Consider the following 13535-nt stretch of genomic DNA (forward strand, 5'->3'; position numbering starts at 1 on the left):
TATCACTGTGCAAAAACTTACCGCTAGCGTGTGAGTGTTTTGCGATGGCAGATTGTCACAGCCTTGCTTAACCGGTTCACGCGGCCTGTTCCAGCCGCTCCTGTCGACGGGAATTTTCCATGCGTTTTTGTAAATTGTTGGTTGTGGGTTGTTTGTCGTTGGTCAGCCTGGCGAGTCATGCCGAAAACCTCAAGGGTCTCTATCAAGTGCGCCAGCCGGTCAGCAGCCAAGCGCCGGAGGAGCGTGATCGCGCCACTCAGGCGGCACTGGATACGCTGGTGTTGCGCCTGACCGGTGACCCCAAGGCTCCGCAGAATCCAGGGTTGGCGGCGATTCGCAAGGATCCGCAGCAGATCATCAGTCAGTTCGGTTTCGATGCCGGGCCGCCGGAGGTGCTCAAGGTCGATTTCGATCCGGCCACCACCGAGCAGGCGCTGCGTCGCGCCGGGCTGTCATTGTGGGGGGCGAGTCGGCCGTCGATTCTGAGCTGGTGGCTGAACGATTCGACTGAAGGTTCGAGCCTGGTCGGCGACGGTCAGGCAGCGGCTGCACCATTGCGTTCTGCGGCTCAGCATCGCGGCTTGCCGCTGCGTCTGCCGCTAGCGGATCTGAGTGAGCAACTGGTGGCTACCGCGCCAGTGCTGGATGGCACCGATCCCGCGCCATTGCGCGGCGCTTCGGAGCGTTACGGCGCGGATGCGTTGCTGGCGGTGCATGCGCACGAAGAGGGCGGGCAGTGGCAGGCCAAGTGGCATCTGTGGCTGGGTGATCAGAAAGAGGCCGGCAGTGTGCAGGGCGCCGATCAGGCTGCCGTGGCCGATGCCGTGATGCTGGCGGTGGCCGAGCGTCTGGCGCCGCGCTTTGTCGCCAAGCCTGGTGCTTCGGGCCAACAGACCCTGGAAGTGCAGGGCATGAATCTTGAGCATTACGCCACGCTGCTGCGGTTACTCGAACCGTTCGGTGTGCGTCTGCAAAGTGTCGATGGTGATCGCATCGTGTATCGGGTCAACGGCAGTGCCGATCAGTTGCGCGCGCAGTTGTCGCTGGCGAAGTTGCAGGAGTTGCCGGCCGAAGCACCGACGCCAGTGGCAGCGCCGCAGCCAGCGGTGGCAGGTGCAGCGCCTGTTGCGGCTCCAGCGCCTGCACCGGTAGCACCTTCGTTGCGGTTTCGCTGGTAAGTCTTTCCTTATATAGAAGCAGTGGGAGTGGTAAATGGCCGATACGCGGCGTTGGTTCTGGCTCGGTGGGGTAGTCCTGCTTTGCGCATTTGTCTGGTTGCTGCATCCGATCCTCACGCCGTTTCTGGTGGCGTTGCTGCTGGCGTATCTGTTCGATCCGCTGGTGGATCGGCTGGAGAAACTCGGTTTGTCGCGAACCTGGGGTGTGATCGCGGTGTTCGCCTTGTTCACTCTGATCGTCACCACGTTGCTGTTGGTGCTGGTGCCGATGCTTGCCAAGCAGTTGGTGCGTTTGTATGAGTTGGCGCCGCAAATGCTTGACTGGCTGCAGCACACGGCGCTGCCGTGGGCGCAATCGAAGCTGGGCCTGTCTGACGGCTTCTGGAAGTTCGACAAGGTCAAGGCGGCGATCAGCGAACACATGGGGCAGACCACTGACATCGTCGGTGTGGTGCTGAGTCAGGCGACGGCCTCGAGTCTGGCGCTGATCGGCTGGCTGGCGAATCTGGTGCTGATCCCAGTGGTGAGTTTTTATCTGCTGCGCGACTGGGACGTGATGATGGCCAAGATCCGCAGCCTGTTGCCGCGTGATCGTGAAGAAACCATCGTCTCGCTCGCCGGTGAGTGCCACGAAGTGCTCGGCGCTTTCGTGCGCGGGCAACTGCTGGTTATGCTGGCGCTGGGCGTGATCTACGCAGCGGGCCTGATGATTGTTGGTCTGGAACTGGGGCTGTTGATCGGCCTGATCGCAGGCCTCGCGGCAATCGTGCCGTACATGGGTTTTGTGATCGGTATTGGCGCGGCGCTGATTGCCGGGCTGTTCCAGTTCGGTGGCGACCTGTACCCGATGATCGGCATCGTTGCGGTGTTCATGGTCGGGCAGGCGCTGGAAGGCATGGTGCTGACGCCGCTGCTGGTCGGCGACCGGATCGGCCTGCATCCGGTGGCGGTGATCTTCGCGATCCTGGCCGGCGGCGAGCTGTTCGGCTTTACCGGTGTGCTGCTGGCATTGCCGGTGGCGGCGGTGATCATGGTGCTGGTGCGTCACGTGCACGATTTGTACAAGGACTCGGATATTTACAGCGGGGCAGATGATCCCGAGTTGTAATCCGATCACGGGCGGCCCGGCATTGTGCCGGGTTGGCCCGTGTTTTGCGGCGGGGTGTTTCGATACCGCGTCAGAGAAACTGTCATAAAACCAGCGTGTTAACGCAAACCTTTGATTTTGCTTGGGGTCTGTCGCATTGTGCGCTCAGCTTCACGGGTATAAACTTCGCAAACTTTACACAGAGGCCACTAACGGTTCCTTGAGAACTGTTCAGTCAGCATGAAACCGATTCAGCTGCCCCTAGGTGTGCGTCTGCGTGACGACGCCACCTTCATCAACTACTACCCAGGCGCCAATGCCGCTGCACTCGGCTATGTCGAGCGCCTATGCGAAGCCGACGCCGGCTGGACCGAAAGCCTCATCTACCTGTGGGGCAAGCATGGGGTAGGGCGTACGCATCTGTTGCAGGCGGCGTGTCTGCGTTTCGAGCAGATGGGTGAACCGGCGGTGTATCTGCCGCTGGCCGAGCTGATGGATCGTGGTATCGAAATCCTCGACAACCTTGAGCAGTACGAACTGGTCTGCCTGGATGACTTGCAGGTGATTGCCGGCAAGCCGGACTGGGAAGAGGCGATGTTTCATCTGTTCAACCGCCTGCGTGACAGCGGTCGACGTTTGCTGATTGCCGCTTCAACCTCGCCGCGCGAGCTGCCGGTGAAACTGGCTGACCTCAAATCGCGCCTGACCCTGGCGCTGATCTTCCAGATGCGTCCGCTCTCCGATGAAGACAAATTGCGTGCCCTGCAATTGCGCGCGTCGCGTCGCGGTCTGCATCTGACCGATGAAGTCGGGCACTTTATTCTGACTCGCGGCACCCGCAGCATGAGTGCATTGTTCGACCTGCTCGAACAGCTGGATCAGGCCTCGTTGCAGGCGCAACGCAAGCTGACGATTCCGTTCCTGAAAGAGACCCTTGGTTGGTAGCCAGCCCTTGAAATACGAGGCTTTCAGCACGTTTCGACATATTTCAGGCGCCAGAAAATCCGCGTTTCCGCAACGTATGCAGACCGCGTATCGAGTCAAATGGGCTTAAGCGCTTAGATGTAAACGAGAAACCGGGAAGTCACAAAAAGATCGATTGAATTTGCAAATGAGGCCGATAGCGGGCATAGTCTCGGCTTCTTTACAACTTCAGCCACGGTCGTGCCCATGCTAAATCGCTTCGCACCCCTCGTGCCTCTCGCACTCGTCACCCTGTTGTTCGGTTGTGCTGCTCATTCTCCAGTTCAAGAGCAGCCTCAGCAGGTTAAAAATTCTGCCACTGCCCAGTCTTCCGTTATTTACCAGGAAGAGCTGGACACTGAAAAAGAACTCTCGGACTTCAACAAGAAGCCGTACGAGCTTCCGGTTCTGGCCGACAGTATCCTTGAACGCGGCATGTCCCTGATCGGTACCCGTTACCGTTTCGGCGGTACCTCTGAAGCCGGCTTCGACTGCAGCGGTTTCATCGGTTATCTGTTCCGCGAAGAAGCCGGCATGAATCTGCCGCGCTCCACCCGTGAAATGATCAACGTGGATGCGCCTCTGGTCTCGCGCGGCAACCTTGAGCCGGGCGATTTGCTGTTCTTCGCCACCAATGGTCGTCGCGGTCGTGTAAGCCACGCCGGGATCTACCTGGGTGACAACCAGTTCATCCACTCCAGCAGTCGTCGCAGCGGCGGTGTTCGCATCGACAGCCTGGGTGACAGCTACTGGAGCAAGACCTTCATCGAAGCCAAGCGCGCCCTCGCGATGGCTCCGACCGTGGTCACCGCTCGCAAGTAATTCCCCCGTTGTCGCCACGTCCGTGGCGACAAAAACGGTGCCCGGCAAGGGAGTAGACCTAGACTTTACAAGGTGAAGTTAAAGTCTTACTTGAAGTTTGCCGCGTAGCCGCTAGAATCCTGTATCTATATTGATGGCAAACCGCCTGCGTGCTGCGCAGGCGGTTTTGTTTCTGTCCATTCGGCAGAGAAAGCCGCAGCCAGATCAGGATGTTCTGCTTATGACGATGTCGGCCCGCCTCACAGTGATTTTCTTCGCAGCGCTGCTCAGCGCCTGCGCCAGCCGTACTCCGCCGCCTGCGCCCGTGGTACGCGCCCCGGTGGTGTTCGGGCCTTCCCAGGCTTTTTCGCCGGCTGCTGAAGACGTGCTGTTTCGCGCGCTGGGCCTGGTTGGCACGCCTTATCGCTGGGGCGGCAACACACCGGATTCCGGGTTTGATTGCAGTGGCCTGATCGGTTTCGTCTACCGCGATGCCGCCGGTATCTCCTTGCCGCGCTCCACCCGCGAGATGATCGTGATGCAGGCGCCGAATGTCGGCAAAGAGGGTTTGCAGACCGGCGACCTGATCTTCTTCGCCACCAATGGCGGCTCGCAGGTCAGTCATGCGGGGATCTACGTCGGCGAAGGGCGCTTCGTGCACGCGCCGGCCACCGGCGGCACGGTGAAGCTGGACAGTCTGTCGAAGGCGTACTGGCAGAAGGCGTACCTGAGTGCCAAGCGGGTGTTGCAGCCGGAGCATCTGGCGCATAACCCGTAAACGCTGAAAATCTAAATGTGGGAGCGGGCTTGCTCGCGAATGCGGTGTGTCATTCATCCATGATGTTGAATGACCTGACGCTTTCGCGAGCAAGCCCGCTCCCACATTTGTTATGTGTCGGGCCCTGATTTATTTAGCGGCCGACACCCGCCAAACCTTGTTCCCCACATCATCCGCCACCAGCAAACCACCTTGCTGGTCGATCACCACGCCCACCGGGCGGCCAAGTGCGTTCTCGTCCTTGTCGAGGAAACCGGTCAGCACATCCACCGGTGCTCCGTTCGGCTTGCCAGCGGCGAACGGTACGAAAATCACTTTATAACCACTGTGCGGTTTGCGGTTCCACGAGCCGTGTTGACCGATGAACGCGCCTTCCTTGAACTGCGCCGGCAGGCTGTTGCCTTCGGCGAAGGTCAGGCCCAGCGAGGCAGTGTGCGGGCCGACGGCGTAGTCCGGGGCGATAGCTTTGGCCACCAGATCCAGATTTTGCGGCTTCACCCGCACATCCACGTGCTGACCGTAATAGCTGAAGGGCCAGCCATAGAAGCCACCGTCCTTGACCGAGGTGATGTAGTCCGGCACCAAGTCGCTGCCGATCTCGTCACGCTCATTGACCGCTGTCCACAGCGCACCCGTGGTCGGTTCCCACGCGAGGCCGTTGGGGTTGCGGATGCCCGAGGCGAAGATCCGGTGGTTGCCGGTGGCGCGATCAACTTCCCAGATCGCCGCGCGACCTTCTTCTTTATCCAGACCATTCTCGCCGACGTTGCTGTTCGAGCCGACAGTGACGTACAGCTTGCTGCCGTCCTTGCTGGCGATGACATTTTTGGTCCAGTGATGGTTCAGCGTGCCGCCCGGCAGATCGGTGACTTTGATCGGCTGGGTCTTGATCTCGGTCGCGCCGGATTCGTAGTGGAAGCGCAGCAGGCGATCGGTGTCAGCGACGTACAAATCGTTACCGACCAGGGTCATGCCAAACGGCGAATTGAGATTTTGAAGAAACACCGTGCGGGTCTCGGCCACGCCGTCGTGGTCGGCGTCGCGCAACAGGGTGATGCGGTTCGGGCTCGGCACACCAGCGCCGGCCTTGCCCATGACTTTCTTCATCACCCAGCCACGAATGCCGCTGCTGTCGTCAGGCTTGGGCGGAGCGTTGGTTTCCGCCACCAGCACGTCACCGTTGGGCAGCACGTAGAGCCAGCGCGGATGATCGAGGCCTTCGGCGAATGCTGCGACTTGCGTACCGGCTACGGCGGTCGGTTTACCGCCTGCAGGCCAGCCGACCGCCGGGGCGATGTTCACCGTCGGGATCAGGGTTTTGTTTGGTTCAGGCAGCTTCGGTGATGGACCGGTGCCGTCAGAAACTTGCAGGCTGGAGGATTCACCACAGGCGGCGAGCCCTCCGGCGAGGGCGATGACGAGAGCGAGTTGGGTTTTGCGCATTACTGATCTTCCCTATGAATGCATGCCTAATCATAGAGGAGTGTGCGCACCCGATGGTTCAACCGCTCAACCGCGGGCCTCTTTGAACAGCACGGCGATGCCCGGGTGATAGTTGCCCGCTTCGCTGCGCAACTTGCGGTAGGCGTAGGGGAAATACCAGGCCACGGCGCAGCAGTGTTCCTTTTGCAGGTCGTCGACCATGTCCTGCAACTCTTCGGGGCTGGCGCTGTGTTGGGCTTTTTGCGGGGCGACGAACAGGCAACCGAGCTTGAGGTCGCTGGCAAAACTGATGCGTTTGGCGTCGCTGGTGATGTCCAGCAGGGCCTGGGTCAGATTGAGGTTGTTGACCCGTGGCCAGCGCTGGGTGGCCTGAAGGTAGGCGCGGTCTTCGGCGCCGGCGATGAACAGATCGGCGCGGGCATTGCGTTCGCCTTCCTCGTTCTGCTTTCGGGTCGAGGTATCACAAAGGGTCACCAGCTCGGCCATCCAGGCGGCCGCGGAGAGCAAGCCGAGATTGGCTTTCTCGTCATGCCAGTAAGGGGTGTCGTTGTCGCCGCGTACAGCGTTGTAGCGGTCGATACAGTCAAACCAGCGTTCAAGCATCGGGCGCAGGAATTCCAGGCGCGGGTTGCTGATGATCATGCCTTGCATCGTCATCATCCTTATTGTTGTGATGTGCTTTTCAATCAAAAGCATGGCTCTTTGATATCACTTGTCTCAGTGTGGCACAAGATTGGCGTCAGATAATTGATCGACGGCAGTTATTCGCCCGACGGCCCCCTCTTTAATTGACGCTCCACCCCCAACCCTCTAACCTTCGCGGCTTGTTTCAGGTGCTCTGTGACGCATGTCGACAGAGTGAAACAGGGAAGCCGGTGAGGGTTGTCTTCAGGCGAAGCACGATCACGATCCCGGCGCTGCCCCCGCAACGGTAAATGAGTGAAAACTGTGCATTGAGCCACTGTGTCGACGACGCGGGAAGGCGCGCAGTCAGGCGATTCGCCGCTCATGAGCCCGGAGACCGGCCTGATCCATCCAGCGGCATCACGGTGGGCGATGCCAGGCTTTTTGCCGTCTATTCTTGTGCCTGCCCGCCGTTATCCAGCCTCAACGGAGAGCTCCCCCATGACCGATTCCCCCGAGCGCGACGAACGCCATCTGGCGCGTATGCAGCGCAAAAAAGCCGTGATCGACGAACGCATCGCCAATTCGCCTGACGAATGCGGTCTGGTGCTGGTGCTCACCGGCAATGGCAAAGGCAAAAGCAGCTCGGCGTTCGGCATGCTCGCCCGCGCCATGGGCCACGGCATGCAGTGCGGCGTGGTGCAGTTCATCAAAGGCCGCAACAGCACGGGCGAAGAACTGTTCTTCCGCCGTTTCCCCGAGCAAGTGCGCTTTCACGTGATGGGCGAGGGCTTCACCTGGGAAACCCAGGATCGCCAGCGTGACATCGCCGCCGCCGAAGCCGCGTGGGAAGTGTCCCGCGAGCTGCTGCGTGATCCGTCGATCGGCCTGGTGGTGCTGGACGAACTGAACATCGCCCTCAAGCACGGCTACCTCGATCTGGATCGAGTGCTCAGTGACTTGCAGGCGCGTCCGCCGATGCAACACGTGATCGTCACCGGTCGCGCGGCCAAGCCGGAAATGATCGAGATGGGCGATACCGTTACCGAAATGGGCATGCTCAAACACGCCTTCCAGGCCGGCATCAAAGCGCAGAAAGGCGTCGAACTTTGAATCAACCACGTCACTGCCCGGCGGTACTCATCGCCGCGCCGGCCTCCGGTCAGGGCAAGACCACCGTCACCGCCGCGCTCGCGCGCTTGCATCGCAACCAGGGGCGCAAGGTGCGCGTGTTCAAGTGCGGCCCGGACTTCCTCGACCCGATGATTCTCGAGCGCGCCAGCGGTGCGCCGGTGTATCAACTGGACATGTGGATGGTCGGCGAGCAGGAAAGCCGCCGTCTGTTATGGGAAGCCGCCGCCGAAGCCGATCTGATCCTGATCGAAGGCGTGATGGGCCTGTTCGACGGCACGCCGTCCAGCGCCGATCTGGCGCGGCATTTCGGCGTGCCGGTGCTCGGCGTGATCGACGGCACCGCCATGGCCCAGACCTTCGGCGCATTGGCGTTGGGGCTGGCGCGTTACCAGCCGGATTTGCCGTTTGCCGGCGTGCTGGCCAACCGTGTCGGCACCTTGCGTCATGCGCAATTGCTCGAAGGCAGCCTCACCGAAGGTTTGCGCTGGTACGGCGCGCTGTCCCGTGAGACCGGGATCGAGTTGCCGAGCCGCCATCTCGGTCTGGTGCAGGCCAGTGAACTGAATGATCTGGATCTGCGTCTCGACGCCGCCGCCGAAGCCTTGGCCAGCAGTTGCGAGGTAGCGCTGCCACCGGCCGTGGCATTCGCCGCGCCTGAAATGATCAGCGCTGAACCGCTGCTCGACGGCGTGCGCATTGCTGTCGCTCGCGATGAGGCCTTTGCCTTCACCTACGGCGCCAGTCTCGACCTGCTACGGGCGATGGGCGCCGAGTTGAGTTTCTTCTCGCCGATCCGCGATACGCAATTGCCCGAGACCGACAGTCTGTATCTGCCCGGCGGTTATCCGGAATTGCACCATGTCGCGCTATCGCAAAACGTGGCAATGCTCGATGCAATCCGTGCGCACCACGCCGCTGGTAAACCGCTGCTCGCCGAATGCGGCGGCATGCTCTATCTGCTCGACGCGTTGACCGATGTTGACGGCACCCGCGCCGAACTGGTCGGCCTGCTGCGCGGTGAGGCGGTGATGCAAAAACGTCTGGCGGCACTGGCACTGCAAGCGGTGGATCTGCCAGAGGGCTCGCTGCGTGGGCATACCTATCACCATTCCCTGACCAGCACCGAACTGACGCCGATTGCCCGGGGCCTGAGTCCGAATGGCGGGCGTGGGGCCGAGGCGGTTTATCGGGAAGGGCGGATGACGGCTTCGTATGTGCATTTTTACTTTCCGTCGAATCCTGCGGCTATCGCGGCGCTGTTTGTGCCAGATCTTGAGGCCGCCTTCGCGAGCAAGCTCGCTCCCACATTGGATCACCTAACCCCTGTGGGAGCGGGCTTGCTCGCGAAGAGGCCATGACCGACAACGCATTCACTGAGGCCGAGCGCACAGCGGTCTATAAAGCCATCGCCGAACGCCGCGACATGCGCCACTTCACCGGCGGCACCGTCGAACCGGAGCTGCTGCGCCGTCTACTCGAAGCCGCGCATCAGGCGCCCAGCGTCGGCCTGATGCAGCCATGGCGCTTCATCCGCATCAGCGATCGCGGCTTGCGCGGGCAGATCCAGAACCTCGTCGAAGAAGAACGTGTGCGCACCGCCGAAGCCCTCGGCGAGCGCTCTGATGAGTTCATGAAGCTCAAGGTCGAAGGCATCAACGACTGCGCCGAAGTGCTGGTCGCAGCGTTGATGGATGATCGCGAAAAACATATTTTCGGCCGTCGTACGCTGCCGGAAATGGACATGGCCTCGCTGTCCTGCGCGATTCAGAATCTGTGGCTGGCGTCCCGTGCCGAAGGACTGGGCATGGGCTGGGTTTCACTGTTCGAACCGCAGGCACTGGCCGATCTGCTGCAGTTGCCGGCCGGGGCGAAGCCGCTGGCAGTGTTGTGCCTGGGGCCGGTCAAGGAATTCTATCCGGCGCCGATGCTGGTACTCGAAGGGTGGGCGCAGGCGCGGCCGCTCAATGAGTTGCTGTACGAAAATTATTGGGGAGTGAGTCAATGAGTGTGGCGTTGTTGAGTGTCGCCGCGGTCGCGCTGGATGCGCTGCTGGGTGAACCGAAACGCTGGCATCCGCTGGTGGCGTTCGGCAATTTTGCCGGACGCATCGAGCGCCGTTTCAATGCGGGCGGGCGCGGCTGGCGCAGTCACGGGGTCACCGCGTGGGTGATTGCGGTGCTGCCGCTGACGCTGCTCGCCACTGCGTTTTCCTGGGCACCGTACGTGGGCTGGATCGTCGAGATTCTTGCGCTGTATTGCGCCCTCGGCATGCGCAGCCTCGGTGAGCATGTCGCGCCGGTAGCCGCCGCCTTGCGCGCCGATGATCTGGAAGAAGCGCGCAAGCGTGTCGGCTATCTGGTCAGCCGCCAGACCAGCGAACTGGACAGCACCGCTGTTGCGCGCGCGGCCACCGAGTCGGTACTGGAGAACGGCAGTGACGCGGTGTTCGCCGCGCTGTTCTGGTTTGTCGTGGCCGGCGCGCCGGGCGTGGTGCTCTATCGCCTGAGCAATACGCTCGACGCGATGTGGGGCTATCGCAACGAACGCTTCGAGCGCTTCGGCTGGTGCGCGGCAAAAATCGACGACGTGCTCAACTATATTCCGGCCCGGCTGGTGGCGCTGACCTACGCGCTGCTGGGCAACACTCGGCTCGCCTGGAAATGCTGGCGCAGCCAGGGCCCGCAATGGGACAGCCCGAATGCCGGTCCGGTGATGGCGGCCGGTGCCGGTGCATTGAATGTCGAACTGGGCGGGCCGGCGATCTATCACGGCGAACTGCATGAGCGTCCGCAACTGGGCGAAGGTGCGCCGGCCGATGCCGATTCGATTGATCGCGGCTGGCAATTGGTCCAGCGCGGGGTATGGTTATGGCTGCTGATTCTCTGCGTGGGGGCTGAATTCTATGCTTGAGCACGGTGGCCGGCTGCGCAAGGCTGCACTCGATTACGGGATTGCCGAGGCCGACTGGCTCGACTTATCCAGCGGCCTCGCGCCGTGGCCGTTTGCGGTGCCGGAGATTCCGCTGCGCGCCTGGGCACGCTTGCCGGAAACCGACGACGGGCTGGAACAGGCCGCGTGTGATTACTACGGCGCTTCGCAGGTGCTGCCGGTGGCCGGTTCGCAGATGGCGATCCAATTGCTGCCGCGTTTGCGCCGCGCCGGCAAGGTCGGTGTGTTGTCGCCGTGTTATGCCGAGCACGCCGAAGCCTGGCGTCGCAGTGGTTACATCGTGCGCGAAGTGCTGGAGCAGGAAGTCGAGTTCTTTCTCGACAGCCTCGACGTGCTGGTGGTGGTCAATCCGAACAACCCCACGGGTCTGAGCCTGACCCCGGCGCGGCTGCTCGACTGGCACGCTCGGCTGGCCCAGCGTGGCGGCTGGCTGGTGGTCGATGAAGCGTTCATGGATAACACACCGCAGCTGAGTCTGGCGTCGCATACCCATCAAGTTGGCCTGATCGTGTTGCGCTCGTTCGGCAAGTTTTTCGGTCTGGCGGGGGTGCGTCTGGGCTTTGTGCTGGCCGAGCGCAAACTGCTCAGATTACTCGTGGAACAGGTCGGGCCCTGGGCGGTCAGCGGGCCGACGCGGGTGCTCGGTCAGGCTTGCCTGCAAGACACCGAAGCGCACACCCGGCAACGCATTCGCAGCGATGAAGCCAGTGAACGCCTGGCATTGTTGCTGGAGCGCTATGGCTTCAAACCTCAGGGCGGTTGCGCGTTGTTTCAGTGGCTGATCACCGAGCACGCGCCTGCGCTGCACGAGTTCATGGCCCGACGCGGCATCCTCCTGCGCATCTTCACCCACAACAGCAGCCTGCGTTTCGGCCTGCCTGCCAACGCCGCTGAAGAAGCGCGTCTCGAACAGGCGCTGCAAGCCTTTGCCAAGGAATCGAAATGACCACGCTGATGGTGCAAGGCACCACGTCCGACGCCGGTAAAAGCACGCTGGTGACGGCGCTGTGCCGCTGGGCCACCCGTCAGGGCGTGGCGGTGGTGCCGTTCAAACCGCAGAACATGGCGCTCAACAGCGCGGTGACCGCCGACGGCGGCGAGATCGGCCGGGCGCAAGCGGTGCAGGCGCAAGCGGCGCATCTCGAACCACACACCGACATGAACCCGGTGCTGCTCAAGCCCAACAGCGACACCGGCGCGCAGGTAATCATCCATGGCCGTGCGGTCACCAGCATGAACGCGGTGGCGTATCACGACTACAAAGCCATCGCCATGCAAGCGGTGCTCGCGTCGCACCAGCGACTCAGCGCGGCATATCCGCTGGTGATGGTCGAAGGCGCTGGCTCGCCGGCCGAGATCAACCTGCGTGCCGGTGACATCGCCAACATGGGCTTTGCTGAAGCGGTGGATTGCCCGGTGCTGCTGATCGCCGACATCAATCGCGGCGGCGTTTTCGCGCATCTGGTCGGCACGCTGGAGTTGCTTTCGCCGAGCGAACAGGCACGGGTCAAAGGTTTCATCATCAATCGTTTTCGCGGTGACATCGCCTTGCTCCAACCGGGCCTCGACTGGCTGGAACAGCGCACCGGCAAACCGGTGGTGGGCGTGCTGCCATACGTGATGGACCTGCATCTGGAGGCCGAGGACGGCATCGACCAGCGCCAGACCGGCAAGGCCGAGCAAGTGCTGAAAGTGGTGGTGCCGGTGCTGCCGCGCATCAGCAACCACACCGATTTCGATCCGCTGCGTTTGCATCCGCAAGTGGACCTGCAATTCATCGGCCCGGGGCAGGCGATTCCTGCTGCCGACCTGATCATCCTGCCGGGCTCGAAAAGCGTGCGCAGCGACCTCGCGTATCTGCGCGCCAACGGCTGGGACGCGGCGATTAATCGGCACTTGCGCTATGGCGGCAAGTTGCTGGGGATCTGCGGCGGTCTGCAAATGCTCGGCGAGCAAGTGCACGATCCGCTGGGCCTCGAAGGCGCGCCGGGTTCCAGTGCCGGCCTCGGTTTGCTGGCGTTCGAAACCACGCTGGAAGCCGAGAAGCAGTTGCGCAATGTCCGTGGGCATCTGGCGCTGGAAAACGCCGAGGTCAGTGGCTATGAAATCCATGCGGGCGTGACGCTGGGGCCGGCGCTGGAGAATGCGGCGGTGCATCTGGATGACGGTCGTTGCGACGGCGCGCAGAGTCTGGACGGGCAGGTGTTCGGCACTTATCTGCACGGCTTGTTCGAGTCGCCGCAAGCCAGTGCCGCGTTGCTGCGCTGGGCCGGGTTGAGCGATGTGCAGGAGGTGGATTACCACGGCTTGCGCGAGCGCGATATCGAGCGGTTGGCGGATCTGGTAGAGCAGCATCTGGATACCGGGCTGCTGCGTCAGCTCTGCGGGATTTAGGCTGGCTGTTACGGCCTCTTCGCGAGCAGGCTCGCTCCCACTTTGGAACGCATTCCCATGTGGGAGCGGGCTTGCTCGCGAAGGGGCCGGTGCCTCAATACATAAATGACAGGACATCTCCATCCTCCACAGGGGAGTGAGGTGTTTCAGCCACTGCGGTCACTGTGGGAGCGGGCTTGCCCGC

Annotated in this window: 13 protein-coding genes and 1 riboswitch; of the genes, 11 read left to right on the forward strand and 2 right to left on the reverse strand. The window is 61.9% G+C overall.

The features are described from left to right. Positions 1 to 119: 119 nt before the first annotated feature. The 5 genes from E4T63_RS08425 (at position 120) to E4T63_RS08445 (ending at position 4807) form a co-directional block, all read left to right on the forward strand. Positions 120 to 1178 (forward strand): DUF2066 domain-containing protein, encoded by a 1059-nt coding sequence (locus E4T63_RS08425; RefSeq protein WP_027614052.1) that lies wholly within the window; start codon positions 120 to 122, stop codon positions 1176 to 1178. Between the two features lie 34 nt (positions 1179 to 1212). After that, the gene (locus E4T63_RS08430; RefSeq protein ID WP_134785784.1) at positions 1213 to 2286 is read left to right on the forward strand and encodes an AI-2E family transporter; all 1074 of its coding nucleotides are present in this window, start codon (positions 1213 to 1215) and stop codon (positions 2284 to 2286) included. A gap of 219 nt (positions 2287 to 2505) precedes the next feature. Next, the gene (gene hda, locus E4T63_RS08435) at positions 2506 to 3210 is read left to right on the forward strand and encodes a DnaA regulatory inactivator Hda (RefSeq protein WP_025111852.1); all 705 of its coding nucleotides are present in this window, start codon (positions 2506 to 2508) and stop codon (positions 3208 to 3210) included. A 225-nt stretch (positions 3211 to 3435) separates the two neighbouring features. After that, the gene (locus tag E4T63_RS08440) at positions 3436 to 4050 is read left to right on the forward strand and encodes a C40 family peptidase (RefSeq protein WP_007962885.1); all 615 of its coding nucleotides are present in this window, start codon (positions 3436 to 3438) and stop codon (positions 4048 to 4050) included. Positions 4051 to 4270: 220 nt separating this feature from the next. Beyond that, the gene (locus E4T63_RS08445; RefSeq protein ID WP_027614054.1) at positions 4271 to 4807 is read left to right on the forward strand and encodes a C40 family peptidase; all 537 of its coding nucleotides are present in this window, start codon (positions 4271 to 4273) and stop codon (positions 4805 to 4807) included. Positions 4808 to 4936: 129 nt separating this feature from the next. Here the strand turns inward: E4T63_RS08445 and E4T63_RS08450 are convergent, their stop codons facing one another. Both E4T63_RS08450 and E4T63_RS08455 read right to left on the reverse strand, forming a co-directional pair. Further along, the gene (locus E4T63_RS08450) at positions 4937 to 6250 is read right to left on the reverse strand and encodes a PQQ-dependent sugar dehydrogenase (protein ID WP_135295248.1); all 1314 of its coding nucleotides are present in this window, start codon (positions 6248 to 6250) and stop codon (positions 4937 to 4939) included. A 66-nt stretch (positions 6251 to 6316) separates the two neighbouring features. Beyond that, entirely contained in the window at positions 6317 to 6901 is a 585-nt protein-coding gene (locus E4T63_RS08455) for a hypothetical protein (protein ID WP_096797405.1), read from the reverse strand. Between the two features lie 163 nt (positions 6902 to 7064). Continuing rightward, a riboswitch (cobalamin riboswitch) is annotated at positions 7065 to 7294 on the forward strand. An 81-nt stretch (positions 7295 to 7375) separates the two neighbouring features. On the opposite strand from E4T63_RS08455, the gene cobO reads away from it, so the two are divergent. From cobO to E4T63_RS08485, 6 genes are read left to right on the forward strand one after another with little or no spacing between them, the layout of a single operon-like run. Then, on the forward strand, positions 7376 to 7987 hold the full coding sequence (gene cobO / locus E4T63_RS08460; protein ID WP_027614057.1) for a cob(I)yrinic acid a,c-diamide adenosyltransferase: 612 nt from the start codon (positions 7376 to 7378) through the stop codon (positions 7985 to 7987). Next, on the forward strand, positions 7984 to 9366 hold the full coding sequence (locus tag E4T63_RS08465) for a cobyrinate a,c-diamide synthase (protein ID WP_135295249.1): 1383 nt from the start codon (positions 7984 to 7986) through the stop codon (positions 9364 to 9366). The genes cobO and E4T63_RS08465 overlap by 4 nt, the downstream gene beginning before the upstream one ends. Continuing rightward, positions 9363 to 10013 (forward strand): 5,6-dimethylbenzimidazole synthase, encoded by a 651-nt coding sequence (gene bluB, locus E4T63_RS08470; RefSeq protein WP_135295250.1) that lies wholly within the window; start codon positions 9363 to 9365, stop codon positions 10011 to 10013. The genes E4T63_RS08465 and bluB overlap by 4 nt, the downstream gene beginning before the upstream one ends. Then, positions 10010 to 10918 carry an adenosylcobinamide-phosphate synthase CbiB gene (gene cbiB, locus E4T63_RS08475; RefSeq protein WP_134785789.1) on the forward strand — a complete coding sequence of 303 codons (909 nt, stop codon included), beginning with the start codon at positions 10010 to 10012 and terminating at the stop codon, positions 10916 to 10918. Before bluB ends, cbiB begins: the two co-directional genes overlap by 4 nt. Further along, positions 10911 to 11903 carry a threonine-phosphate decarboxylase CobD gene (gene cobD / locus E4T63_RS08480; RefSeq protein WP_135295251.1) on the forward strand — a complete coding sequence of 331 codons (993 nt, stop codon included), beginning with the start codon at positions 10911 to 10913 and terminating at the stop codon, positions 11901 to 11903. The genes cbiB and cobD overlap by 8 nt, the downstream gene beginning before the upstream one ends. Next, a complete protein-coding gene (locus tag E4T63_RS08485; protein WP_135295252.1) occupies positions 11900 to 13351 on the forward strand; it encodes a cobyric acid synthase in 1452 nt (483 codons plus the stop codon). The genes cobD and E4T63_RS08485 overlap by 4 nt, the downstream gene beginning before the upstream one ends. The last annotated feature ends 184 nt before the right edge of the window (positions 13352 to 13535 follow it).

This window comes from Pseudomonas fluorescens, assembly GCF_004683905.1.
Lineage (GTDB): Bacteria > Pseudomonadota > Gammaproteobacteria > Pseudomonadales > Pseudomonadaceae > Aquipseudomonas > Aquipseudomonas putida_A.